23 protein-coding genes, 1 pseudogene and 1 riboswitch are annotated in these 24,974 nt (G+C 70.7%); of the genes and pseudogenes, 15 read left to right on the forward strand and 9 right to left on the reverse strand.

The genetic code is table 11. From position 1 onward, the window contains the following. Window positions 1–12: 12 nt before the first annotated feature. Together whiG and ACFYZE_RS25290 are read left to right on the forward strand one after the other, a co-directional pair. On the forward strand, window positions 13–855 hold the full coding sequence (gene whiG / locus ACFYZE_RS25285) for an RNA polymerase sigma factor WhiG (RefSeq protein WP_366027846.1): 843 nt from the start codon (window positions 13–15) through the stop codon (window positions 853–855). A gap of 98 nt (window positions 856–953) precedes the next feature. After that, the gene (locus tag ACFYZE_RS25290) at window positions 954–1,511 is read left to right on the forward strand and encodes a helix-turn-helix domain-containing protein (protein WP_388998632.1); all 558 of its coding nucleotides are present in this window, start codon (window positions 954–956) and stop codon (window positions 1,509–1,511) included. A gap of 72 nt (window positions 1,512–1,583) precedes the next feature. On the opposite strand, the gene ACFYZE_RS25295 is transcribed toward ACFYZE_RS25290, so the two are convergent. Continuing rightward, window positions 1,584–2,264 carry a M23 family metallopeptidase gene (locus ACFYZE_RS25295; protein ID WP_388998306.1) on the reverse strand — a complete coding sequence of 227 codons (681 nt, stop codon included), beginning with the start codon at window positions 2,262–2,264 and terminating at the stop codon, window positions 1,584–1,586. Window positions 2,265–2,511: 247 nt separating this feature from the next. Here ACFYZE_RS25295 and rpsB point away from each other — a divergent pair, with 247 nt between their 5' ends. From rpsB to ACFYZE_RS25350, 11 genes and pseudogenes are all read left to right on the forward strand, one after another. Continuing rightward, entirely contained in the window at window positions 2,512–3,372 is an 861-nt protein-coding gene (gene rpsB, locus ACFYZE_RS25300; RefSeq protein WP_388998309.1) for a 30S ribosomal protein S2, read from the forward strand. 219 nt (window positions 3,373–3,591) lie between these two features. Beyond that, entirely contained in the window at window positions 3,592–4,428 is an 837-nt protein-coding gene (gene tsf, locus ACFYZE_RS25305) for a translation elongation factor Ts (protein ID WP_388998312.1), read from the forward strand. 191 nt (window positions 4,429–4,619) lie between these two features. Next, complete coding sequence (gene pyrH, locus ACFYZE_RS25310; RefSeq protein WP_103839950.1) at window positions 4,620–5,378, forward strand: UMP kinase; 759 nt, start codon at window positions 4,620–4,622, stop codon at window positions 5,376–5,378. A 168-nt stretch (window positions 5,379–5,546) separates the two neighbouring features. Then, window positions 5,547–6,104: a ribosome recycling factor gene (gene frr, locus ACFYZE_RS25315; protein ID WP_044388432.1), complete on the forward strand. Its 558-nt coding sequence runs from the start codon at window positions 5,547–5,549 to the stop codon at window positions 6,102–6,104. Next, window positions 6,104–7,231, forward strand: a complete 1,128-nt coding sequence (locus ACFYZE_RS25320) for a phosphatidate cytidylyltransferase (protein WP_388998315.1) — start codon at window positions 6,104–6,106, stop codon at window positions 7,229–7,231. Before frr ends, ACFYZE_RS25320 begins: the two co-directional genes overlap by 1 nt. A 167-nt stretch (window positions 7,232–7,398) precedes the next feature. After that, on the forward strand, window positions 7,399–8,076 hold the full coding sequence (locus tag ACFYZE_RS25325) for a YceI family protein (RefSeq protein WP_388998318.1): 678 nt from the start codon (window positions 7,399–7,401) through the stop codon (window positions 8,074–8,076). 103 nt (window positions 8,077–8,179) lie between these two features. Beyond that, the gene (gene rlmN, locus ACFYZE_RS25330; RefSeq protein ID WP_388998321.1) at window positions 8,180–9,286 is read left to right on the forward strand and encodes a 23S rRNA (adenine(2503)-C(2))-methyltransferase RlmN; all 1,107 of its coding nucleotides are present in this window, start codon (window positions 8,180–8,182) and stop codon (window positions 9,284–9,286) included. A 33-nt stretch (window positions 9,287–9,319) separates the two neighbouring features. After that, window positions 9,320–9,425: riboswitch (TPP riboswitch) on the forward strand. A 128-nt stretch (window positions 9,426–9,553) separates the two neighbouring features. Then, on the forward strand, window positions 9,554–10,594 hold the full coding sequence (locus ACFYZE_RS25335) for a thiamine ABC transporter substrate binding subunit (RefSeq protein ID WP_388998635.1): 1,041 nt from the start codon (window positions 9,554–9,556) through the stop codon (window positions 10,592–10,594). Beyond that, window positions 10,570–12,234, forward strand: coding sequence for an ABC transporter permease (locus ACFYZE_RS25340; protein WP_388998324.1), 1,665 nt, complete (start codon window positions 10,570–10,572; stop codon window positions 12,232–12,234). Before ACFYZE_RS25335 ends, ACFYZE_RS25340 begins: the two co-directional genes overlap by 25 nt. Window positions 12,235–12,236: 2 nt before the next feature. After that, a complete protein-coding gene (locus ACFYZE_RS25345; RefSeq protein ID WP_388998327.1) occupies window positions 12,237–13,268 on the forward strand; it encodes an ABC transporter ATP-binding protein in 1,032 nt (343 codons plus the stop codon). A 10-nt stretch (window positions 13,269–13,278) separates the two neighbouring features. Then, a pseudogene (locus ACFYZE_RS25350) lies at window positions 13,279–13,718 on the forward strand (GNAT family N-acetyltransferase). Window positions 13,719–13,786: 68 nt separating this feature from the next. Here ACFYZE_RS25350 and ACFYZE_RS25355 read toward each other — a convergent pair. From ACFYZE_RS25355 to ACFYZE_RS25380, 6 genes are all read right to left on the reverse strand, one after another. Continuing rightward, window positions 13,787–14,479: an LAETG motif-containing sortase-dependent surface protein gene (locus ACFYZE_RS25355; protein ID WP_388998330.1), complete on the reverse strand. Its 693-nt coding sequence runs from the start codon at window positions 14,477–14,479 to the stop codon at window positions 13,787–13,789. Between the two features lie 226 nt (window positions 14,480–14,705). Then, on the reverse strand, window positions 14,706–15,113 hold the full coding sequence (locus ACFYZE_RS25360; protein ID WP_388998333.1) for a VOC family protein: 408 nt from the start codon (window positions 15,111–15,113) through the stop codon (window positions 14,706–14,708). Between the two features lie 103 nt (window positions 15,114–15,216). Continuing rightward, on the reverse strand, window positions 15,217–16,431 hold the full coding sequence (locus ACFYZE_RS25365; protein ID WP_388998336.1) for a hypothetical protein: 1,215 nt from the start codon (window positions 16,429–16,431) through the stop codon (window positions 15,217–15,219). Then, window positions 16,413–17,150, reverse strand: a complete 738-nt coding sequence (locus ACFYZE_RS25370) for an ABC transporter ATP-binding protein (RefSeq protein WP_388998339.1) — start codon at window positions 17,148–17,150, stop codon at window positions 16,413–16,415. Before ACFYZE_RS25370 ends, ACFYZE_RS25365 begins: the two co-directional genes overlap by 19 nt. Window positions 17,151–17,368: 218 nt before the next feature. Further along, complete coding sequence (locus ACFYZE_RS25375) at window positions 17,369–18,751, reverse strand: aspartate aminotransferase family protein (protein ID WP_388998342.1); 1,383 nt, start codon at window positions 18,749–18,751, stop codon at window positions 17,369–17,371. Next, a complete protein-coding gene (locus tag ACFYZE_RS25380; protein WP_200422641.1) occupies window positions 18,736–19,251 on the reverse strand; it encodes an Lrp/AsnC family transcriptional regulator in 516 nt (171 codons plus the stop codon). The genes ACFYZE_RS25375 and ACFYZE_RS25380 overlap by 16 nt, the downstream gene beginning before the upstream one ends. 165 nt (window positions 19,252–19,416) lie before the next feature. Between ACFYZE_RS25380 and ACFYZE_RS25385 the strand changes: the two genes are divergently transcribed. Continuing rightward, on the forward strand, window positions 19,417–20,856 hold the full coding sequence (locus tag ACFYZE_RS25385; protein ID WP_388998345.1) for a gamma-aminobutyraldehyde dehydrogenase: 1,440 nt from the start codon (window positions 19,417–19,419) through the stop codon (window positions 20,854–20,856). A gap of 145 nt (window positions 20,857–21,001) precedes the next feature. On the opposite strand, the gene ACFYZE_RS25390 is transcribed toward ACFYZE_RS25385, so the two are convergent. Continuing rightward, window positions 21,002–22,156, reverse strand: a complete 1,155-nt coding sequence (locus ACFYZE_RS25390; protein ID WP_388998348.1) for a serine hydrolase domain-containing protein — start codon at window positions 22,154–22,156, stop codon at window positions 21,002–21,004. A 422-nt stretch (window positions 22,157–22,578) separates the two neighbouring features. Here ACFYZE_RS25390 and ACFYZE_RS25395 point away from each other — a divergent pair, with 422 nt between their 5' ends. Further along, the gene (locus tag ACFYZE_RS25395; protein ID WP_388998638.1) at window positions 22,579–24,231 is read left to right on the forward strand and encodes an RNA polymerase sigma factor; all 1,653 of its coding nucleotides are present in this window, start codon (window positions 22,579–22,581) and stop codon (window positions 24,229–24,231) included. Here the strand turns inward: ACFYZE_RS25395 and ACFYZE_RS25400 are convergent. Then, a complete protein-coding gene (locus ACFYZE_RS25400; protein ID WP_388998351.1) occupies window positions 24,213–24,920 on the reverse strand; it encodes a glycerophosphodiester phosphodiesterase in 708 nt (235 codons plus the stop codon). The two genes, ACFYZE_RS25395 and ACFYZE_RS25400, sit on opposite strands and share 19 nt — an antisense overlap. Window positions 24,921–24,974: the final 54 nt, after the last annotated feature.

Genomic DNA, 24,974 nt, shown 5'->3' on the forward strand with positions numbered 1-24,974 from the left:
ACAAGGCGACGAATGCCCCAGCACACCTCCGGGTCCGACCGGGCGGCGCTTCCCCCAGCCGCCCGTGACGGCGGCAGCGTGCGCCCGCCCGCTCCCTCGACGCTCGACGAGTTGTGGCGGTCGTACAAGGAGACGGGGGACGAGCGGTTGCGGGAGCAGCTGATCCTGCACTACTCGCCGTTGGTGAAGTACGTGGCCGGCCGGGTGAGCGTCGGCCTGCCGGCCAACGTGGACCAGGCCGACTTCGTGTCATCGGGGGTCTTCGGGCTGATCGACGCGATCGAGAAGTTCGACATCGACCGGGAGATCAAGTTCGAGACCTACGCGATCACCCGGATCCGGGGCGCCATGATCGACGAACTGCGGGCGCTGGACTGGATCCCGCGATCGGTACGGCAGAAGGCACGCAGCGTGGAGCGGGCGTACGCGACCCTGGAGGCGCGCCTGAGGCGGACCCCGACCGAGGCGGAGGTGGCCGCGGAAATGGGCATCGGCGTGGAAGAGCTCCATGCCGTCTTCAGCCAGTTGTCACTCGCGAACGTCGTGGCCCTCGAGGAACTGCTGCACGTGGGCGGTGAGGACGGCGACGGGCTGAGCTTCATGGACACACTGGAGGACACCGCCGCCGACAACCCGGTCGAGGTCGCCGAGGACCGGGAGCTGCGGAGGTTCCTGGCACGAGCCATCAACACGCTGCCCGAGCGGGAGAAGACCGTGGTCACGCTCTACTACTACGAGGGGCTCACGCTCGCCGAGATCGGCAACGTGCTCGGCGTGACCGAGAGCCGGGTGAGCCAGATCCACACGAAGTCGGTCCTGCAGCTGCGGGCCAAGCTGGCCGCCTTCGGCCGCTGAGGCGAAATCCCGTCACCGGCGCGTGTGGCCCGAGTGACTGCCGTCGCCGACGGTCCGTCCGTACAGTGGGGGACGTGCCAAGGATTCGAGCGGCCTCCGTGGCCGAGCACCGGTCGATGCAGCGAGCCGCCCTGCTGGACGCGGCACGGTCCCTGCTGTCCGAGGGGGGCACGGAGGCACTGACCTTCCCGGCCCTCGCCGAGCGCACGGGCCTCGCCCGCTCCTCCGTCTACGAGTACTTCCGCTCCCGCGCGGCCGTCGTCGAGGAACTCTGCGCCGTCGACTTCCCCGTGTGGGCGGCGGAGGTCGAAGCCGCGATGGCGGCGGCGGAAGGCCCCGAGGCCAAGATCGAGGCGTACGTACGACGGCAGCTCGCCCTCGTGGGGGACCGCCGGCACCGGGCCGTGGTGGCCATCTCGGCCAGCGAACTCGACGCCGGGGCCCGCGAGAAGATCAGGGCGGCGCACGGCGGACTCGTCGGGATGATCGTCGAAGCCCTGCGCGACATGGGCCACCGCGAACCCGGACTTGCCGCGATGCTGCTCCAGGGCGTGGTCGACGCGGCGGTACGGCGGATCGAACTGGGCGCGGCTGAGGATCCGGCGGCGATCACGGAAGTGGCGGTGGCGATGGCGCTGCGCGGCGTCCGGGGCTGAATTCACTCCCCGGGGCCCCTCCCCTCCCCCCTCCCCGCCCCCACCCCCACTCAAGCCAAGCCAAACCCCCGCCTACGGCACCGACACAAACACCGATTCCGGCACAGGCACCCCCTCCACCGCCAGCAACCGGGACGGCCCCGCACGCAGCAGCCACGGTGGCAGGAGCGACAGCGGGTCCAGGTACGTGTCTCCTCGGCGCAGGCCCCAGTGCAGGCAGGGGCCCGGGCAGTGGGCCGTCGACGGTTCCAGTGCGCCCAGGACGTCGCCCGGGGCCACCTCGTCCCCTTCCCGTACCGACGCGCGTACCGGCTCGTATGTCGTACGCAGCGGTGGGTCGCCGCTGCCCGTCAGGTCGACCGAGACGACGCCCCGTCCCGCCACCCGGCCCGCGAACGTCACCCGTCCGGCGGCGACCGCCCGTACCGGATCGCCCGCGGCTGCCGCCAGGTCCACGCCGCGGTGGCCCGGGCCGTACGGAGTCGCCGGGGGTTCCCAGCCCCGTAGCACCGTGGGGCGCACACCCACCGGCCACAGACGCCCCACGGCCGGCACCGAACCGTCAGGGTCCGGCGCGGGCGTCCCCGGCGAAGGCCCCCGGGCCGCCGCGGGCACCGCTGTCGACGGCCCCCGGGCCGCCATCGGCACCGCCGCCGAAGGCCAGCCGCCCGCCCACGCCGCCGAGACCGGGGCCCCCGCCGTGACCAGCAGGAGTGCCGTCGGCCAGGTCTGCACACATCGTTTCGTTCGCATGGGAGTACCGTGCCGGACGGCGGGCCGAGGCCGCCGGGACCTGTGGACAACTGCCCGGTTGTGGACAGCGGCGTCACCCGCCGCCCCGGCGGTCCCGTACACTTCTTGTGGCGATCCGGGTCACCGGGTCGACTTCGCACGCCCCGACAACGGGCCCTCGCGGGCCGGTGTCAGCGCCTCCTCGGTCCTTCGCGGCACGGCGCACGCGGGCGTCAGGGACAACCGAGAAAACACAAGGAGAACGGCCATGGCCGTCGTCACGATGCGGGAGCTGCTGGAGAGCGGCGTCCACTTCGGTCACCAGACCCGTCGCTGGAACCCGAAGATGAAGCGCTTCATCTTCACCGAGCGCAACGGCATCTACATCATCGACCTGCTCCAGTCGCTGTCGTACATCGACCGCGCCTACGAGTTCGTCAAGGAGACCGTCGCCCACGGCGGCACGGTCATGTTCGTCGGCACGAAGAAGCAGGCGCAGGAGGCCATCGCCGAGCAGGCCACCCGCGTCGGCATGCCGTACGTCAACCAGCGCTGGCTGGGCGGCATGCTCACCAACTTCTCGACCGTCTACAAGCGTCTGCAGCGCCTGAAGGAGCTCGAGCAGATCGACTTCGAGGACGTCGCGTCCTCCGGTCTGACCAAGAAGGAGCTCCTGGTCCTCTCCCGCGAGAAGGCCAAGCTGGAGAAGACCCTCGGCGGTATCCGCGAGATGCAGAAGGTGCCGAGCGCCGTCTGGATCGTGGACACCAAGAAGGAGCACATCGCGGTCGGTGAGGCCCGGAAGCTCAACATCCCGGTCGTCGCCATCCTCGACACCAACTGCGACCCCGACGAGGTCGACTACAAGATCCCGGGCAACGACGACGCGATCCGCTCCGTCACCCTGCTCACCCGTGTGATCGCCGACGCCGTCGCCGAGGGCCTCATCGCCCGTTCCGGCGTGGCCGCCGAGGGCAAGGGCGAGAAGGCCGCCGGCGAGCCGCTCGCCGAGTGGGAGCGTGACCTGCTCGAGGGCGAGAAGAAGGCCGAGGAGGCCCCCGCCGCCGAGGTCGAGAAGCCGGCCGAGGCTCCGGCTGAGGCTCCGGCCGCCGAGGGCGAGCAGGCCTGACCTTCAGGGCCGTTCGGCTGATGTGAGGGCGGGCGGCGCCGTGAGCGCCACCCGCCGTTCACCCGCAGCCCTTAGATCTGCATCAGGGCGAGGGATCCGCATCGGCGGATCTTCACCGGCAGCAGATCTTCGTAGCCCCAGATCTTCGGCGGCCGACCGTCCCCGGGTCGGCGGCCGCCGCTTCGAGACTTCGAACTCCGAGAAGAGATTCACAGAATCATGGCGAACTACACCGCCGCCGACGTCAAGAAGCTCCGCGAGCTCACCGGCGCCGGCATGATGGACTGCAAGAAGGCGCTGGACGAGGCCGAGGGCAACGTCGACAAGGCCGTCGAGGCGCTCCGCATCAAGGGCCAGAAGGGCGTCGCCAAGCGCGAGGGCCGCTCCGCCGAGAACGGCGCCGTGGTCTCCATCATCGCCGACGACAACTCCTCCGGTGTCCTCGTCGAGCTGAAGTGCGAGACCGACTTCGTCGCCAAGGGCGAGAAGTTCCAGGCCGTCGCCCAGGCGATCGCCGAGCACGTCGCCAAGACCTCCCCGGCCGACCTCGAGGCCCTGCTCGCCTCCGAGATCGAGCCCGGCAAGACCGTGCAGGCGTACGTCGACGAGGCCAACGCCAACCTCGGCGAGAAGATCGTCCTCGACCGCTTCGCGCAGTTCGCCGACGGCTACGTGTCGGCGTACATGCACCGCACGATGCCCGACCTGCCGTTCCAGATCGGTGTGCTCGTCGAGCTCGACAAGCCGAACGCCGAGGTCGCCAAGGGCGTCGCCCAGCACATCGCCGCCTTCGCGCCGAAGTACCTCTCCAAGGAGGACGTCCCGGCCGAGGTCGTCGAGTCCGAGCGCCGCATCGCCGAGGAGACCACCCGCGCCGAGGGTAAGCCCGAGGCCGCCCTGCCGAAGATCGTCGAGGGTCGCCTCAACGGGTTCTTCAAGGACGCCACGCTGCTCGGCCAGCCCTACGCGCTGGACAACAAGAAGTCCGTCCAGAAGGTCCTCGAAGAGGCCGGTGTCACCCTGAAGCGCTTCACGCGCATCAAGGTCGGCATCTGAGTCCGGACCGCGATCGACGCGCGACCCCGGTAGGGTCGAAAGCAGTCGTCTGCGCGCTTGCGTAGGCCGACCCGCACACGCGTGTGGCGGACGACAGCAGATCTGACGAGGAGGCCATTGCCGCGCATGGGATGCGAAACACGCCCCACCGGCAATGGCCTTCTTCGTATGTGCACCACGAGGAGATCTCCATGACCACCAAGGCCGAGAAGAGCGACGACGGCAAAGTTCGCGGCCGGTTTCTGCTGAAGCTGTCCGGAGAGGCGTTCTCCGGCGGCACCGGACTGGGCGTCGACCCGGACGTGGTGCACGCCATCGCCCGGGAGATCGCGGCCGTGGTGCGCGACGGATCCCAGATCGCCGTCGTCATCGGCGGTGGCAACTTCTTCCGCGGCGCGGAACTCCAGCAGCGCGGCATGGACCGGGCCCGCTCCGACTACATGGGCATGCTGGGCACGGTCATGAACTGCCTCGCCCTCCAGGACTTCCTGGAGAAGGAGGGCATCGACTCGCGTGTGCAGACCGCCATCACCATGGGCCAGGTCGCCGAGCCGTACATCCCGCTGCGCGCCGTGCGCCACCTGGAGAAGGGCCGCGTGGTCATCTTCGGTGCCGGTATGGGCATGCCGTACTTCTCCACCGACACCACCGCCGCCCAGCGCGCCCTCGAGATCGACGCCGAGGCGCTGCTGATGGGTAAGAACGGTGTGGACGGGGTCTACGACTCCGATCCGAAGACCAACCCCGAGGCCGTCAAGTTCGACTCGCTCAGCTACGGCGAGGTCATCACCCGCGACCTGAAGGTCGCCGACATGACCGCGATCACGCTGTGCCGGGACAACAAGCTGCCCATCCTCGTCTTCGAGCTGCTGGCGGAGGGCAATATCGCCCGGGCCGTCAAGGGTGAGAAGATCGGCACACTCGTGGGTGACCAGGGCGGCCGGGAGTGACCGGAGGCAGACCCGTCGGGGGCGGACCCCGTCCGGGCGACGGACCCTGACCGGGGGATGGACAATGTCCTGCCGGTCGGGAACCGTGCAGGAAGAAGACGCGACGCAGCCGGCCGCAGACCGATGAGGACCGTTGCCGGGCCTACTCAAGACACGCAGGAGCAAGTGGTGATCGAAGAGACCCTCCTCGAGGCCGAGGAGAAGATGGAGAAGGCCGTCGTGGTCGCCAAGGAGGACTTCGCCGCGATCCGCACCGGTCGTGCGCACCCGGCGATGTTCAACAAGATCGTGGCCGACTACTACGGCGCACCGACGCCGATCAACCAGCTGGCCTCGTTCTCGGTGCCGGAACCGCGTATGGCCGTGGTGACGCCGTTCGACAAGAGCGCGCTGCGCAACATCGAGCAGGCGATCCGCGACTCCGACCTGGGCGTCAACCCGAGCAATGACGGCAACATCATCCGTGTGGTGTTCCCCGAGCTCACCGAGGAGCGGCGCCGCGAGTACATCAAGGTCGCCAAGGGCAAGGGCGAGGACGCCAAGGTCTCGATCCGCTCCGTGCGCCGCAAGGCGAAGGACGCCATCGACAAGCTCGTCAAGGACGGCGAGGTCGGCGAGGACGAGGGCCGCCGTGCGGAGAAGGAGCTCGACGACACCACCGCGAAGTACGTCGCACAGGTGGACGAGCTGCTCAAGCACAAGGAAGCGGAGCTGCTCGAGGTCTGATGAACGACTCTTCCTGGGGGACGCCGCCACAGGCCGGGTACTGGGGGCCCACCGAACAGGGGCCTGGCCAGGGCGTCGGCCCGGCGGGTCCCGCGTACGATGCGCATGACGCCCAGCAGACTCGCCCCATGCCCATCGTGCCCGAGGTACCCGCGCCCGGCGGAGACCAGGATGACGACCGGGGGGTCGCCGCCCGTCGACGCGGCCCCTTGTTCCGCGACGAGACGCCGCAGGTGCCGTCCCCGTGGGCGGCGCCGCAGAATACGGAACCGATGCCCGACGCCCCGCAGCCGGCACCCGCACCGCAGAAGAAGAGTGCGGGCCGTGACCTGGGCGCGGCCATAGGGGTCGGCGTCGGGCTCGGCGTCGTGATCGTCGCCTCGTTGTTCATCGTCAAGGCCGTGTTCGTCGGCGTCATAGCGGTCGCCGTCGTGGTGGGCCTGTGGGAGTTGACGAAGCGCCTGGAGGAACGCAAGGGCATCAAGGCGCCGCTGGTACCGCTCGCGGTCGGCGGCGCGGCGATGGTCGTCGCCGGGTATGTGCGGGGCGCCGAGGGAGCCTGGGTGGCGATGGCGCTGACCGCGCTCGCGGCCCTGGTGTGGCGTATGACGGAACCGCCGGACGGCTACCTCCGGGACGTCACGGCAGGCGTCTTCGCAGCCTTCTACGTGCCGTTCCTGGCCACGTTCGTCGCCATGATGCTCACCGCCGACGACGGCCCGCAGCGCGTGCTGACCTTCCTGCTCCTGACGGTCGTCAGTGACACGGGCGCGTACGCGATCGGCTGGCGCTTCGGCCGGCACAAGCTGGCCCCGCGCATCAGTCCCGGCAAGACCCGAGAGGGTCTCATGGGAGCGGTCACCTTCGCGATGGGCGCGGGCGCCCTGTGCATGCAGTTCCTGATCGACGGCGGTGCCTGGTGGCAGGGCCTGCTGCTGGGGCTCGCGGTCGCGGCCAGCGCCACCCTCGGCGACCTGGGCGAGTCCATGATCAAACGAGACCTCGGCATCAAGGACATGGGCACGCTGCTGCCGGGCCACGGGGGCATCATGGACCGCCTCGACTCCTTGCTGCCGACGGCGCCGGTGGTGTGGCTGCTGATGGTGATCTTCGTCGGGTCGGCCTGACCTGCGCTGTCCTCGCCGAGGGGCTCGTCGTCCACAAGGTGGCGGTGGGCCCCTCTGCCGCGTCGACACCCGGCAGATGCGCTCACCTGTGAAGGTCTGCCGATGAAGGGTCGGGTTTTCTGACCAGGCCTTGCGGGCGCGGTCGCCCTGACATAACTACATGCTTCATGAATCTTTTCGGCCGCAGCTCTCCACTCCGACGCGCGACGGCTCCCGCCGCAGCCGTGGCCCCCGGTGCCCCGTCGAGGCCCGCCGCCCCGGCGCACAGCGGTGTCGGCGTTCTGCCTGATCCCGCTCTGCAGGCGCTCACCGGCGAGTGGATGATCGACCCCGCGCACAGCAGGATCGGGTTCTCCGTGCGGCACGCCATGGTGACGACGGTGCGCGGCGCCTTCACGCAGTACGACAGCCGCCTCTACTTCGACGGCCGCGACCCGGCCCGCTCCCGTGCCGACATAGCGCTGTTCACCGCCAGCGTCGACACCGGTGTCGAGCAGCGCGACGCGCACCTGGTCGGCCGCGACTTCCTGGACTCCGCGACCTATCCACGGATGATCTTCACCAGCACCGCTGTGCGCCTCGTGGGCGAGGACGTCTACCGCATGACAGGTGACCTCACCATCAAGGACACCACCCGTCCCGTCGACCTGGAACTCACCTACATCGGCCATGTGACGGACCCGTTCGGTTACGAGCGCGTCGGTTTCGACGGCACCACCACGATCAACCGTTCCGACTGGGGCCTGACCTACAACGCCAGGCTGGCCGAGGGCGGCGCCATGGTGAGCGAGAAGGTCCGCCTCCAGTTCGACATCGCGGCCATCCGCGCCACCGCCACCGCCTGACGGAGCACGCGGGCTGCGCCGACGGGGGACCGAACCGGACTTCGCGGCCCGGTGAATCCTCGGCCGCGGGCCATTCCAGTGGATCTGAGACACTGGGAGGACCATGCCCAAGCCCGGAGAACTCACTTTCGTCGCGCCGCGCGGAGCCAAGACGCCGCCGCGGCATCTCGCTGATCTCTCGCCCGCCGAGCGCAAGGAGGCGGTCGTCGCGGTCGGCGAGAAGCCGTTCCGCGCCAAGCAGCTCTCGCAGCACTACTTCGCGCGGTTCGCGCACGACCCGGAGCAGTGGACCGACATTCCCGCGCCCTCCCGTGGCAAGCTCCGGGAGGCGCTGCTCCCGGAGCTGATGACGGTCGTCCGGCATCTGGCGACGGACCAGGGCACCACCCGTAAGACGCTGTGGCGGCTGTTCGACGGCACGCTCGTCGAGTCCGTGCTGATGCGCTACCCCGACCGGGTCACCATGTGCATCAGCTCGCAGGCGGGTTGCGGCATGAACTGCCCGTTCTGCGCCACCGGCCAGGCGGGCCTGGACCGCAACCTGTCGACCGCCGAGATCGTGCACCAGATCGTGGACGGCATGCGGGCGCTGCGCGACGGCGAGATTCCCGGCGGCCCGGCGCGGCTGTCCAACATCGTCTTCATGGGCATGGGCGAGCCCCTCGCCAACTACAAGCGCGTCGTGGGTGCGATCCGGGCCCTCACCGATCCCGCGCCGGACGGGCTCGGCCTCTCGCAGCGCGGCATCACCGTCTCCACCGTGGGACTGGTGCCGGCCATCCACCGGTTCGCCGACGAGGGCTTCAAGTGCCGTCTCGCCATCTCCCTGCACGCCCCGGACGACGAGCTGCGCGACACCCTCGTCCCCGTCAACACGCGGTGGAAGGTGCGCGAGGTCCTCGACGCCGGGTTCGACTACGTCGAGAAGTCCGGACGCCGGCTGTCCATCGAGTACGCCCTCATCCGGGACATCAACGACCAGGCCTGGCGCGGTGATCTGCTGGGCCGGCTGCTCAAGGGCAAGCCCGTGCACGTCAACCTGATCCCGCTGAACCCGACGCCCGGCTCCAAGTGGACCGCCTCCCGCCCCGAGGACGAGAAGGCGTTCGTCGAGGCGATCGCCGCCCACGGTGTGCCGGTGACGATCCGGGACACCCGGGGTCAGGAGATCGACGGGGCGTGCGGTCAGCTCGCCGCCACCGAGCGGTAGTCTGAGGGCTGGTCCGTCAGTACGTACATCTTCATATTCCGACAGGGGAGCGCCACAGCGCTGAGAGTGCGGTAGCGACCGCAGACCCTCTGAACCTCGCCCAGGTCATTCTGGGTAGGGAGTTCGGTCTTCACTCGAGCTGTTGCGCCCTGCCCCCGGACCCTCGGAGGTCCGGGGCAGGGCCGCGTCTCTTCCTGGTCACCCCCAGGAGGAATCCAGTTGAGCATCACCGGTAAGCAGTGGGCGGCCGTGGCCGTCGGGCTGGGCATGGTCACGCTGTCCGCGTGCGGGTCGTCCGGTTCCGGAAGTGGGAACGGCAGCGGCGACTCCAAGACCGTGACCCTCGTCAGCCACGACTCGTGGGCCGCCTCGAAGAGCGTCATCGCGGCGTTCGAGAAGGAGTCCGGCTACACCGTCAAGGTCCTCAAGGACGGCGACGCGGGCCAGGCCGTCAACAAGGCGATCCTCACCAAGGACAACCCGCAGGGCGACGTCTTCTTCGGCGTCGACAACACCCTGCTGTCCAGGGCGCTGGACAACGGCCTTTTCCAGCCGTACGAGGCCAAGGGCCTCGACCAGGTCGGTGCCCCGTACCGGCTGGACGGGGACAAGCACCGGGTCACACCCATCGACTACGGCGACATCTGCGTCAACTACGACAAGAAGTACTTCGCCGACCACAAGCTGACCCCGCCGGCCTCCTTCGACGACCTCGTCAAGCCCGAGTACAAGAACCTCCTCGTCACCGAGAACGCCGCCACCTCCTCACCCGGCCTCGGCTTCCTGCTGGGCACCGCCGCGAAGTACGGCGACGGGGGGTGGCCGGACTACTGGAAGAAGCTCAAGGCCAACGGCGTGAAGGTGGTCGACGGCTGGGAGCAGGCCTACAACGAGGAGTTCTCCGGCTCCGCCGGCGGAAAGAAGGCCAAGGGCGACCGGCCGCTCGTCGTCTCCTACGCCTCCTCGCCGCCCGCCGAGGTCGTCTACGCCGACCCCCGGCCCAAGACCGCGCCGACCGGTGTCGCCACCGGCACCTGCTTCCGCCAGATCGAGTTCGCCGGTCTGCTGAGCAACGCGCACAACACCAAGGGCGGCAAGGCGTTCCTCGACTTCCTGATCAGCAGGAGGTTCCAGGAGGACATGCCGCTCAACATGTTCGTCTACCCGGTGGTCGGGGGAGCGAAGGTGCCCGCGGAGTTCACCGAGTACGGGCCCGCGGCCAAGGACCCCGAGACCATGGCCCCCACGAAGATCGCCGCCAACCGTGACCAGTGGGTCAAGTCGTGGACGTCGCTCGTACTGAAGTGACCCCACGCAGGCGGGGTGACGCGACGCGGCTGGGGCTGATGGCCCTGCCCGTCGCGTTCTTCGCGGTCTTCTTCGCCTACCCCGTCGCCGCGATCGTCGCACGCGGTCTGAAGGCGGACGGGGTGTGGCGGTTCGGGCGCGTCGTGGATGTGCTCGCGCAGCCGGACATCCGGCACGTGCTGTGGTTCACGACCTGGCAGGCGCTGGCCTCGACCGCCCTCACCCTGCTGATCGCGCTGCCCGGCGCGTATGTCTTCGCGCGCTACGACTTCCCGGGCAGGCAGCTGCTGCGCGCCGTCGTCACCGTCCCGTTCGTGCTGCCCACGGTGGTCGTCGGCACCGCATTCCTGGCGCTGGTAGGGCGTGGCGGACTCCTCGACGACCTGTGGGGCGTACGGCTCGACACCACCGTGTGGGCCATCCTGCTCGCCCACGTCTTCTTCAACTACGCCGTCGTCGTCCGCACGGTCGGCGGACTGTGGGCGCAGCTCGACCCCCGCCAGGAGGAGGCCGCGCGCGTGCTCGGCGCCTCCCGGCTCACGGCCTGGCGGACGGTGACGCTGCCCGCGCTCGCGCCGGCGGTGGCCGCCGCCGCGCTGATGGTGTTCCTGTTCACCTTCACCTCCTTCGGCGTGGTGCAGATCCTCGGCGGCCCCACCTTCTCCACTCTCGAGGTGGAGATCTACCGGCAGACCTCGGAGATCTTCGACCTGTCCACCGCCGCCGTGCTGACGATCGTCCAGTTCGCCGCGGTGTGCGCGATCCTCGGGGTGCACTCCTGGACGGTGCGCCGCCGGGAGAGCGCGCTGAAGCTGGTCGACCCGTCGCGCACGGCGCGCAGGCCGCGCGGGACCGCACAGTGGGCGCTGCTCGGCGCGGTCCTCGCGACCATCGCCCTCCTGCTCGTCCTGCCGCTCGCCGTCCTCGTCCAGCGCTCGCTCGACGCGCCCGGGTTCGCCTACTACAAGGCACTGACCCGCACCGATGACAGCACCTTCCTCGTCCCGCCCGTCGACGCCATTGTGAACTCCCTCCAGTACGCCGTCGCGGCCACCCTCATCGCGGTACTGATCGGATCGCTCGCCGCCGCGGCCCTCGCCCGCAGGGACGCCGGCCGGCTCGTACGGGGCTTCGACGCGCTGCTGATGCTGCCGCTCGGCGTGTCCGCGGTGACCGTCGGCTTCGGCTTCCTCATCGCGCTCGACAAGCCGCCGCTGGACCTGCGCGGCTCCTGGATCCTGGTGCCGCTCGCGCAGGCGCTGGTGGGCGCACCCTTCGTCGTGCGCACCATGCTGCCGGTGCTGCGGGCCGTGGACGAACGGCTGCGGGAGGCGGCCGCCGTGCTCGGGGCGTCGCCGTGGCGGGTGTGGCGCGAGGTCGATCTGCCGATCGTACGGCGGGCGTTGCTGATCGCCGCCGGGTTCGCGTTCGCCGTGTCGCTGGGCGAGTTCGGGGCGACCGTGTTCATCGCGCGGCCCGACAACCCGACGCTGCCGGTGGCCGTGGCGCGGCTGCTCGCCCGGCCCGGCGACCTCAACTACGGGCAGGCGATGGCCCTGTCGACGATTCTGATGGTGGTGTGCGCCGTGGCGCTGGGCGTCCTGGAGAGGCTGCGGACCGATCGGACGGGGGAGTTCTGACGATGCTCACGCTGCAGGGCGCGACCGTGCGCTTCGACGGGTGGGCCGCGCTCGACCGAGTGGACCTCGAGGTCGCCGAGCAGGAGATCGTGTGCGTGCTCGGGCCGAGCGGCAGCGGCAAGTCGACGCTGCTGCGAACGGTGGCCGGGCTGCAACCCCTCGACGCGGGGCGGCTGTTCCTCGACGGCCGTGACCTTGACGGGGTGCCCGCGCACCGGCGCGGGGTGGGCCTGATGTTCCAGGACCACCAGCTCTTCCCGCAGCGGGACGTCGGTGGGAACGTCGCCTTCGGGCTGCGTATGCACAAAACCGCGCGGGCCGAACGGGAGGCACGGGTGGCGGAGTTGCTCGGCCTGGTCGGGCTTCCGGGGGCCGCGCGCAGGGCGGTGTCGGAGCTGTCCGGCGGCGAACAGCAGCGGGTCGCCCTCGCCCGTGCCCTCGCGCCCAGGCCACGGCTGCTGATGCTGGACGAGCCGCTGGGCCAGCTCGACCGGTCGCTACGCGAGCGACTCGTCATCGAACTGCGCGACCTGTTCGGCCGTTTGGGCACCACCGTGCTCGCCGTCACCCACGACCAGGGCGAGGCCTTCGCGCTCGCCGACCGGGTCGTGGTGATGCGCGACGGGCGGATCGCCCAGTCGGGCACGCCGCTTCAGGTGTGGCAGCGGCCCGCGAACGAGTTCGTGGCGCGTTTCCTCGGTTTCGACAACGTGGTGGAGGCGACCGTCGCCGGCGAGGCAGCGGACACCCCGTGGGGCAAGCTCCCGGTCCCGGAAGGCTCCCCGCAGGGACCCGGCAGCCTGCTGGTCCGCCCGGCGGGCGTACGGTTGACGGCGGCCACCGAGGGCCTGCGCTGCACCGTGACCGCCCGCACCTTCCGCGGCACCCACGTCGCCGTGCGCCTGCAACCGGAGGGGGCACCCGCACTGGAGGCGGCCTGCCCGCTGCGGTCGGCCCCGGAGCCCGGGGACGAGGTCGGGGTCGTGTTCGACGCAGCGGAAATCATGGTGCTCGGCGGCGCGTCCGCCACCTAGGGTGGCGATCATGGCGGACTGGGATATTCGCCCGGCGTCGGTGTCGGACGTCGAGGCAGTGGCCGAGTTGCGTGCCGTGGTGCTGCGGGCGGATCTGGAACGGCTCGGGCGGTATGACGAGCAGCGGGTGCGGCAGCGGCTGCGGGACGGATTCGACCCGGCCCACACATGGGTGATCGAGGCGGGCGGTGCGTTCGCCGGCTGCGTGGCGCTGCGACCGGCCGAGGACGCCCACTGGCTGGAGCACTTCTACCTGGCCCGCATCGTCAGGGCGGCGGTATCGGTTCGGGTGTGCTGAGCGAGCTGCTGGAGCGGTGTGACCGCAGCGGTGTCCTCGTCCGGCTGAACGTGCTACAGGGCAGTCCCGCCCGGCGGCTCTACGAGCGGCACGGATTCACAGTGGAGTCCGAGGACTCGGTGGACGTGTTCATGGTTCGCAAGCCGGCCTGATGTGCGGCACGCGCGACGGCCCGCCCCGGTGAAGGGGCGGGCCGTCGGTTCGTACGGGCGCGGATGCGTCAGTTGCTCTTCGACGCGCTGCCGCGGCGGCGCATGCCGAAGAACACCGCGCCGCCACCGATGACGACCAGGCCGCCGGCGATACCGGCGATCATGGGCGTGTTGGAGCTGGCGCCGGTCTCGGCGAGGTTGGAGCTGCCCGCCGCGGGCGAGGGGGAGTTGTCCCCGGCCGTGGCGGGGGCCGTGCTCTCCGCCTGCGACGGCGTGGCCGACGGGGATGCGGAGGAGGACGGGGTCGGGGCCGGCGTGTCGGACGGCTTGGGGGTCTCGGAGGCCGGCGGGGTGGTCTGCGACGTCGCGCAGGCCTTGGACGGGGTGGTCAGGGGCGAGAGGTCCTCGTTGACCTGGCCGCCGTTGGCGTTGATGTGGACCCGGTACTGGGCGCCGGCGGCCCAGTCCTCCGAGAACGTGACGATCGCGCCGTCCTTGGTGCCGGTGACCGTCTTCTCACCGACCTTCTTCGCGTCCGCGCCGTTCTCTTCCAGGTAGACGCTGACGGTCGCCTCCTTGCCCGAGGCGTCCTTGTCGGTGACGGTGATGATGCCCTTCCCGCTGTCGCAGGAGGCGACGGCCGAGAAGTCACGGATGTTGCAGGCGAGCGCGTTGCCGGCGACGCCGAGCGCGAGCGCGGCGGAGGCCGAGGCGACGCCGAGGATGCGCACCGTTCGAGCGGTGCGGGAGGATATGGACACGATTGCCCTTCACGGGATGCGCAACTGCGGGGGGTTCAGGGGATGTTGCGCTGCAATCACAACATCCCCGGGAGGCTCACAGGTTTATAAGCGTCAGCTAAGTGCTGTCAACGCCGATGTCCGGCATGACGGCCGTCTTTGCCTGCTCATTAACCGCCCATGCGTTTGAAATCCGCAGAACCGTTCCCAACTCCCCGCCGGGGCACAGCCGTTCACCTGCGCGTGCTCAGCCCTGCACCGCCGCCGGGTCCATCCACATGACCTCCCAGGTGTGGCCGTCCGGGTCGTCGTAGGCACGGCCGTACATGTGGCCGTAGTCCTGCGCCTCGCCGGACACCGTGCCGCCCGCGGCGACCGCCCGGTCGACCAACTCGTCGACCTTCTCGCGGCTCTCGGCGCTCAGGCACAGCAGCACCTCGCTGGTCCTGGTGGCGTCCGCGATCTCCTTCTTGGTGAAGTTGGCGTAGTGCTGGTGGCTCAGCAGCATCGCGATGATGGTGTCGCTGATCACGACGCAGGCGCAGTCGTCCGTCGTGAACTGCGGGTTGATCGTGTAGCCCAGCTCCGTGAAGAACTTCTTCGACGTCTCGACGTCGGCGACGGGCAGGTTCACGAAGATCATCTGCTGGTACATGGGCGGCCTCTCTTTCGATGTGGCGGACGAGCCGTACGCAGAGATGGACCGCGCGCCGGTGCGAAACTCATCGCCGGTCGCGAAAAAACCTTCCCGGACGTTCTCAGCCCGTCAGCGGCATCGCCGCCAGCTCCGCCACGACCCAGGTCAGCGGTGTGAGCACCACCGCCAGAGCGCCCGCGCGCAGCAGTGCCGCGGTGCGCAGCACGGTGGCCGGGGCGCCGAGCCGCACCAGCACGGCGACCGTGTCGGTGCGCGCCTGCCTCGCCTCGACCGCGGCCGTCGCCAGTGCCGCGACCGCGCAGCCCCCCACCACCGCCGCGCCCAGCGTCGTCAGCGGTCCCGGGGACGGGCGCGTGTCGGCGTACAGCGCCGCCATGGCGTAGAAGCCCGAGGCCACAGCGCACAGCACCCCGAGTGGCCGGCCGATCCGCCGTGCCTCCTCCTGCAGACCGCGCCCGGCCAGCAGCCGCACGGCACCCGGGCGCACCGCCTGCAGCAGCCACCCGCACAGATGCGTCAGCGCGGGCCCGGCCAGCGCGAGCCCCAGCGCGGTCAGCGCCCAGCCCGCGAGCACCGCCACGGGCCCGCCCGTGAGTCCGCCGGGCAGCGGAGCACTCGGCGCCGGGCCAGGCCGGCTCGCGTGTGCCTCGACGGCGAACCCCGCGGCGAGTGCGGCCACACCCCAGGGCAGGCCGCCGGGGACGGGCCGGAAGTCGGCGGGAGGCTCCGGCGCCGGATCCTCGGCCGACGCCTCGAGGGAGACGTCGGCGCCGGGGTCGGCGTCGCCGCCGCGCGCCGGCCGTTCGCCCCGCGGGCGCAGCGCCACCGCGGTCGCCACGGACGCCGTGACCGGGACCAGCGCCAGCAGCGTGAGCGCCGCGGGCACGGGCAGTGGCTGGTCGGCGGCGAGGAGGTCCGCCGCCGCGCCGTCGAACGGCATCCCCGTCGGGTCGCCGCGCAGATGCAGGAAGCCCAGCAGTGCGAGCAGCGAGCCGAGCGAGGTCGTGAAGGCCGTGGTGGCCGCCGAAAGGGCCATCAGCCGGGCCGGGCCGAGGCCGATCGCCGCCAGACCGGACCGTGGACGGGTGCCCGGGTCGGTGCGGGCGACGGCGACCGCGAGGTACACGGTGGCCGCGATCGGCGCGAGGCACCAGGCCAGCCGCAGCGTCGAGCTGTCCGCCGCCTCCGGGTGCCCCAGCGCGTACCCGAGCGTGAACAGCAGCAGGAAGCCCGTGCCCGCCGAGGCCGCGACGACCAGGAGCCGGCGGAGCTGGACCAGGGGGCGCGCCCCGCGGGCTAGGCGGAGAGCGAGCACGTCTGGCGGCCTTCCGTCTCGGACACCGGTGGCAGATGGACGGTGTTCACGTGCCGCCCGTCCAGCAGGGACACCGTCCGGTCGGCGAGGCCCGCGGCCTGGGCCGGGTGGGTTGCGATGACGACGGTGATGCCGTGCGAGCGGGCCGCCGTGGTGAGCGTGCGCAGCACCTGGGCGCCGTCGGCGCGGTGCAGGGACGCGGTGGGCTCGTCCGCGAAGAGCACGGTCGGGCAGGTGGCGAGCGCCCGGGCGACGGCGATCCGCTGCCGCTGCGCCTGGGTCAGTTCGTGGGGGCGCTTGCGGGAGCTGTCGCCGACGTCGAGGCGTTCCAGCCACTCCAGCGCGGCGGTCTTGGCGCGGCGGCGGCTCGTGCCGCGCAGCATCAGCGGCAGCGCCGCGTTCTCCCAGGCGTTCAGCTCGGGGACCAGCATCGGCACCGGGTCGATCCAGCCGAACCGGTCGCGCCGCAGCCTCTCGCGGGTGAGCGGGCCCATGGTGTGCACGGGCGTGCTGTTGAACCAGACCTCGCCCTGCTGGGCGGGGAGCAGCCCCGCCAGGCACTGCAGCAGGGTCGTCTTGCCGCTGCCGCGCGGGCCGGTGACGGCCAGGATCTCGCCCTCGCGCACCCCCAGGGAGACGCCGCGCAGTGCGGGTGAGCCGTTGTGCTGGTAGTGCAGGGCGCGTGCCCAGAGCACGTCGTTGTCCGGCGGGGCCACCATCGCGTACACCTCGGTTCTGATCCGTTTTCCCGTGCCGATCCCCGTCCGGGGGACCCGTTCGGGCGAACGATGGCAAGGGCGATCGGTCACCTCGCACGCTAAGCAGGCGGCACCCGTGTGCCCGGACAGCGAACGACCCCGGACCCCCGTTTCTCACTCGAACGGGTGGCCAGGGGCCGTTGCTGATCATCCGGGAGGACGAACCCCGCAACCATGGGTCACAGCTTGGTCCATGCCTCCGTGAGGGTGGCGCGCAGGATCTGCTCGATCTCGTCGAAGGTCTCCTGGTTCGAGATCAGCGGCGGGGCGAGCTGGACGACCGGGTCGCCGCGGTCGTCGGCGCGGCAGTACAGGCCGTTGTCGAAGAGCGCCTTGGACAGGAAGCCGTACAGGACGCGCTCGGTCTCCTCCTCGTCGAAGGACTCCTTGGTCGCCTTGTCCTTGACGAGCTCGATGCCGTAGAAGAAGCCGTTGCCGCGGACGTCGCCGACGATCGGCAGGTCGTGCAGCTTCTGCAGGGTGGAGAGGAAGGCGGCCTCGTTGTCCAGCACGTGCTGGTTCAGGCCCTCGCGTTCGAACAGGTCGAGGTTGGCCAGGCCCACCGCCGCGGAGACCGGGTGGCCGCCGAAGGTGTAGCCGTGCAGGAATGTGTTGTCGCCCTTGTAGAAGGGCTCGGCGAGGCGGTCGGAGACGACGCACGCGCCGATCGGGGAGTAGCCCGAGGTCATGCCCTTGGCGCAGGTGATCATGTCCGGGACGTAGCCGAACTTGTCGCACGCGAACATCGTGCCGAGGCGGCCGAAGGCGCAGATGACCTCGTCCGAGACCAGCAGTACGTCGTACTGGTCGCAGATCTCGCGCACCCGCTGGAAGTAGCCGGGCGGCGGCGGGAAGCAGCCGCCGGCGTTCTGCACCGGCTCCAGGAAAACCGCGGCGACCGTGTCCGGGCCCTCGAAGAGGATCTGCTGCTCGATCTGGTCGGCGGCCCAGCGGCCGAAGGCCTCCGGGTCGTCGCCGAAGATCGGGGCACGGTAGATGTTGGTGTTGGGGACCTTGTGCGCGCCCGGCACCAGGGGCTCGAAGGGGGCCTTCAGGCCCGGCAGGCCGGTGATGGACAGGGCGCCCTGCGGGGTGCCGTGGTAGGCGACCGCGCGGGATATGACCTTGTGCTTGGTGGGCTTGCCGACCAGCTTGAAGTACTGCTTGGCGAGCTTCCAGGCGGTCTCCACCGCCTCGCCGCCGCCCGTGGTGAAGAAGACCTTGTTCAGGTCGCCCGGGGCGTGGTGGGCGAGCCGCTCGGCGAGCTCGACGGCCTTGGGGTGGGCGTAGGACCACACCGGGAAGAACGCCAGTTCCTGGGCCTGCTTGAACGCCGTCTCCGCCAGCTCCGTGCGTCCGTGGCCCGCCTGGACCACGAAGAGACCGGCGAGACCGTCGAGGTAGCGCTTGCCCTTGTCGTCGTAGATGTAGGTGCCCTCGCCCCGGACGATGGTGGGGACGGGAGCGTTCTCGTACGAGGACATGCGGGTGAAGTGCATCCACAGGTGGTCGTACGCGGTCTTGCTGAGGTCCTTGGTACTCACGGCTATCGGGTTCCCCACATGTAGGTCTGCTTCTTCAGCTTGAGGTAGACGAAGCTCTCGGTGGAGCGCACTCCGGGGACGGCCCGGATGCGTTTGTTGATGACTTCCAGGAGGTGGTCGTCGTCCTCGCAGACGATCTCCACCAGGAGGTCGAAGGAGCCCGCGGTCATCACGACGTACTCGCATTCGTCCATCGCGGCCAGCGCGTCGGCCGCGGACTCCACGTCGCCCTCGACGTTCACCCCGACCATCGCCTGCCGGCGGAAGCCCACGGTGAGCGGGTCCGTGACGGCGACGATCTGCATCACGCCCTGGTCGAGCAGTTTCTGGACGCGCTGGCGTACCGCCGCCTCCGACAGGCCGACGGCCTTGCCGATCGCGGCGTACGGCCGGCGGCCGTCCTCCTGGAGCTGTTCGACGATGGCGAGGGAGACGGCGTCCAGCTGGGGTGTGCCGTTCTTGGACTCGCGGGAGTCCCTCTGGTCTGCGCTTCGACTGGCCACGACCTCACTGTGCACGACGTATCGACAGTTCCGCAAGGCGTGATCGATGAAATTCGTTGTTTCGGTGATCTAACTCTGCGGATTTCGCAGTGGTGGCGCAATGAAGGGTGTTGAAAACGTCGGCCTACGGACTAGGGTGGGTGTCTCAGCGATTGGACACCCGAACTTGGAGGGCCCGCAGTGAGCACCGAGCTGCGTCGTCTGCGCAACTACATCGACGGCGAATACCGCGACGCCGCCGACGGACGGACCACTCAGGTGGTCAACCCCGCGACAGGTGAGGCGTACGCGACCGCCCCGCTGTCCGGGCAGGCGGACGTCGACGCCGCGATGGCGGCCGCCGCGGCGGCCTTCCCCGGCTGGCGCGACACCACGCCCGCCGAGCGACAGAAGGCCCTGCTGAAGATCGCTGACGCGTTCGAGGAGCGTGCCGAGGAACTGATCGCGGCCGAGGTCGAGAACACGGGCAAGCCGATCGGGCTGACCCGGTCGGAGGAGATCCCGCCGATGATCGACCAGATCCGCTTCTTCGCGGGCGCGGCCCGGATGCTCGAGGGCCGCTCGGCCGGCGAGTACATGGAGGGGATGACCTCGATCATCCGCCGCGAGCCGGTCGGCGTCTGTGCGCAGGTCGCGCCGTGGAACTACCCGATGATGATGGCCGTGTGGAAGTTCGCCCCGGCGATCGCGGCGGGCAACACCGTCGTGCTGAAGCCGTCGGACACCACCCCGGCGTCCACGGTCCTCATCGCCGACATCATCGGCTCGATCCTGCCCAAGGGCGTCTTCAACGTCATCTGCGGCGACCGCGAGACCGGCCGCATGATGGTGGAGCACCCGACCCCGGCGATGGCCTCCATCACCGGCTCCGTCCGCGCCGGCATGTCCGTCGCCGAGTCCGCCTCCAAGGATCTCAAGCGGGTCCACCTGGAGCTGGGCGGCAAGGCGCCGGTCGTCGTCTTCGAGGACACCGACATCGCCAAGGCCGTCGAGGACATCTCGGTCGCGGGCTTCTTCAACGCCGGCCAGGACTGCACGGCCGCCACCCGTGTCCTCGTCCACGAGTCGATCCACGACGAGTTCGTGGCCGCGCTCGCCAAGGCCGCCTCCGAGACGAAGACGGGGCAGCCTGACGACGAGGACGTGCTCTACGGCCCGCTGAACAACCCGAACCAGCTCAAGCAGGTCACCGGCTTCATCGAGCGCCTGCCCGCCCACGCGAAGGTCGAGGCCGGCGGCCACCCGGTCGGCGACAAGGGCTACTTCTACGCCCCGACCGTCGTCTCGGGCCTCAAGCAGGACGACGAGATCATCCAGAACGAGGTCTTCGGCCCGGTCATCACCGTGCAGTCGTTCTCCGACGAGGAGCAGGCCGTCCAGTACGCCAACGGCGTCGACTACGCCCTCGCCTCCTCGGTGTGGACCAAGGACCACGCCCGCGCGATGCGCATGTCCAAGGCTCTCGACTTCGGCTGTGTGTGGATCAACACGCACATCCCGCTGGTCGCGGAGATGCCGCACGGCGGCTTCAAGAAGTCCGGCTACGGCAAGGACCTGTCGGCGTACGGCTTCGACGACTACACGCGCATCAAGCACGTGATGACGTCGCTCGACGCGTAGCCGACGTCGCTCGACGCGTGGCCCTCGGGGGCGGCGCGAGCAACGCGGCCCCGGGCGGGAGTCGTTCCGCCCGGGGCCGTGGTGTGCCCGGGGTGCGCGCAGTGGGCGGCGCTCCGTCGCCCGACACGCCGGCCCGGGCCGAACGTCAGCGGTTGAACGCGGGGAACCCGAACCGCTGCGCGACAGCCGCGCCGTCGCCCTTCGCGTCGGTGGCGTCGACGGAGTAGACGAGGGTCCGGGACAGGTCACGGGTGGCGGCGATCACCGTGGCGTAGCCGGGGCGGGAGCCCGTCTTGCCCCAGATCACCCTGCCGTTCAGCTCGAACCGCTCCAGCGCCGCCCCGTACCGCGCCCCGGGCACGTCGGGGAGTGTGAACATCTCCTTCAGCTGCGGCTCGGGCACGACCCGGCCGCGGAACAGCGCCACCAGCAGCCGTTCCAGGTCGGCGGTGGTCGAGATCATGTCGCCGGCCGCCCACCGGTCGGACATGTTCCAGTCGGTCACGTCGACCAGCCTGCCGTCGATCCAGTCGTATCCGCGGTTGTGCGGACCGTGGATGCGCGGATCGGACCCCTTGGGGAACGAGGTGTCCCGCATGCCGAGCGGCCGGAAGACCCGTACGGCCGCCTGGTGCGCGTACGAGTCGCCGGTGATCTTCTCGATCAGCATGCCGAGGACGGTGTAGTGGATGTTGGCGTAGTCCTGCTGCGTGCCGGGCGCTGACTCCGGGCCCTTGGCGACCGAGGCCGCCACGACCTGACGTGGTGTCAGCGTCTCGAAGCGGTGCGCGTACCCCTCCTCGACCGTCTCCCCGAGGGACGCTCCCGGCTGCAGTCCGCTCGTGTAGTTGAGCAACTGCCGTACGGTGATGGGCTGGAAGTTCTTGGTCAGCAGCCCGGGCAGATACTGCTGCACGGTGCCGTCCAGGCTGATCCGCCCCTCGGCGGCGAGTTGCAGCACGATCGCCGCGGTCACCACCTTGGTCACCGAACCGGCCCGGAAGCGGGCGTTGTCCAACGCCGGCGCCCCCGTCCGGACGTCACGCACCCCCGCGACGCCGCGCCAACCGCCCTGGCCGCCCACCCGGATGAGCGCGGCGGTGGCGTCGTGGTCGGGCAGCCCGGCGATCGCGGCGCGCAGGGCCTCGGTGTCGGGTCCCCCGGTCGCGGACGGCGGGGTCGTCCGTGCCGTGGACGAGGGGGCCGCGGAGTGCGCGGAGGCGACTCCCGCCAGGGGGAGGGCGGTCAGGCTCAGGGTGAGGGCGGTGGCGAGGGCGACGGCGGCCGGACGTAACTGCATGGGATGCTCCCTGATCGAGGGGATGTCGGTGATCATCCTGCTGACCGTCCCGGCCGCGGCGGATCCTCTCGAAGGAGGGCGCGGCCCCGGGCATGGGACCGAGGGTCGCCCCTAGGGGACGGAGCCGTCCCGTCACGGACGCGTGTGGTCCGCGTCGCGCACGAAAAACTGTTATCCCGGCCCCCGCCCCTCCGTCTCCCTCTGCGCCCCCTGATCCCGACGCACAGGAGCGAAACGCGTGAGGCATGGGCACGGCGACCGCACCCGCCCGCAGCGCCGGCCACGGCGGAGGATCCGTCCCGGTGTCGACGGATGTCCGGCGTTCCGCCGTGAGCCGTCGTGGACCGCCCGCCCCATGCATTGCGACCGTGGCTGAGACTGTACGTCCGCAGGGCGGTACGACGACCAGGGAGAGGACGCACGTGGACACCCGGCAGTGGCGTTCCACCATCGCGGCGGCGCAGGCCGGTGACCGGCATGCGCTGGACGAGCTGGTCGCGGGCTGGCTGCCGCTCGTCTACAACATCGTCGGCCGCGCGCTCAACGGCCATGCCGACGTCGACGACGTCGTGCAGGAGACGATGCTGCGCGCCATCGGCAACCTCGGCGCCCTGCGCGATCCGGACAGCTTCCGCTCCTGGCTGGTGGCCATCGCCATGCGGCAGATACGGGACCGGGCGCGCCGCCGGACGTCCGAGCCGCTGGCCGGGGACGCGGGCGACCGGGCCGCCGACTTCGCCGAACTCACCGTGCTGCGACTGCAGTTGGAGGGCCAGCGGCGCGAGGTCGCGGAAGCGGTGCGCTGGCTCGACGACGAGGACCGGCAGCTGCTGTCGCTGTGGTGGCTGGAGGTCGCGGGCGAACTCACCCGCCGGGAGCTGGCCGCCGCCGTCGGCATCAGCCGCCAGTACGCCGCCGTCCGGGTGCAGCGGATGAAGGAGCGTCTGGAGGTGGCGCGCGGCATCGTACGGGCACTGGAGGGGTCCTGTCCCGAGCTGGCCGCCGTCACCGCCCGCTGGGACGGCCGGCCCGGCTCCGTGTGGCGCAAGCGGCTGGCCCGGCACATCCGCGACTGCCCGGTCTGCACCGGGGCCGAGAAGGCGGTCGTGCCCGCCGAACGGCTGCTCGCCGGGATCGCGCTCGTCCCCGTCCCGGCCGGCTTCGCCCTCTCGCTGGCGCTCGGCGGCAAGACGTCCGCTGCGGCCGTCTCCGTCGGCTGGTCCGCCAAGGTGCTCGGCGCCCTCACCAAGCCCGCCGTCGTGGTCACGGCGGGCGCGACGATCGTCGCGGGCGGCGCGTACGTCGTGACCCGAACGCCACAGACACCCCCCGCCCGGGAGATCACGCCCACGGCGGCGAGCACGGCCCGCCCGCCCGCGCACACCCCGCCGAGCCTCCTGCCCTCCCCCTCGACGGCGAGCCCCTCACCCTCGAGTACCGCTGACCTGTACGGCACGGTCGTCGACTCCGTCGACAGCGCGCCTCCCGCGAACACCCCGCCGGGGCCGCTGCCGCACCGCCCCGAGTCCGGGATCACCAGCAGCGGCGGCCCGAGGACCGTCCTGCAGCACCGCGGGGAGAGCGTCACCCTCAGGGGCCAGGGCTACGCCCTGGTGCGCTGGTACATCGCGCCGAAGAACCGGCCGGGCAACCTGGTCATGCCGGCCTGGACCGGCCTGAAGGGAAAGCTGTTCCACGTGGCGTCCGGCGGCGGCCGCCGGATGGACGACGCTCTCGCCGGCAGCCCGGGCGGCTACGCCACCGGCATGGGGGGACCGACCATCGGATACGCCGTGCTGCCGGCCGGCACCCAGCAGATGTGGCAGAACGAGTACTTCTACCTGGACGGCTCCGTCACCCTCACCATGAACGAGCGAGGCTGCGACTACGGCATCACCGTCTTCCCGTCGAACTGGGACGCCGTGAACAAGGACATCCGCACCGGCCCCGCGCAGGGCGCGATCCGCTACGGCATGGTCCGCGACAACGGCAAGGACACCGCGCCGGTGCCGCAGTACGTCACCCGAGCCACCCCGGCCGATCCGGCTACCGTCCCTCAGCGCTCCGAGGTGTAGCCGTTCAGCGGTCCGCGCAGCGTACACAGTGCGTCGATGCGGTTCGTCGTGATCGAGTCCACGCCCGCCTCCAGCAGCCGCCGCATCGACCGGCGGGTGTCCGGCGTCCACACGGACAGCAGATGGCCGCCCCGGTGCACCCGGGCCGCCAGGTCCCGGTCGACCAGGCCGAAGCGGTAGTTGAGCCAGCGCGGGCGCACCGCGTCGAGCAGCGCGGGCCGCGGCGGGGCGAGGGTCGTCCAGGTCAGGGCGATCTCCGCCGCGGGGTCGGCGGCGCGCACCGCCAGCATGGTCTCGGCTCCCGCGCAGTAGTACACGCGCTCGGCGGCCCCGCAGTCCCGGACGATGCCGACGATCCGGCGTACGGCCCGGGAGGAGGGGCCGCCCGGAAGGTCGATCATCACCCGGCTGCCGTCGGTCGTCGCTAGCGCGTCCGTCAGCGTCGGCACGCCGCCCGCCGTCAGGCCCCGCACCTCGTTGGAGGAGAGCGCCGCGAGCGGGCGATCCTGCTCCCACAGACGCTTCAGCGTCCTGTCGTGCAGCAGCACGGGCACACCGTCCCGGGTGAGCCGTACGTCGATCTCCACCGCGTCCGCGCCACGCCGGAGCGCGGAACGCAGCGAGTCGATCGTGTTCTCACGGTGGCGGTAGGGGTCGCCCCGATGGGCCACGGCGGTCACGGTACGCATGGGCATCATTGTGACGGTGCGGAGCCGCGCAGCGGCCCGCCGGGGTGGTGGCGG

This window comes from Streptomyces sp. NPDC001796 (genome assembly GCF_042892355.1).
GTDB lineage: Bacteria > Actinomycetota > Actinomycetes > Streptomycetales > Streptomycetaceae > Streptomyces.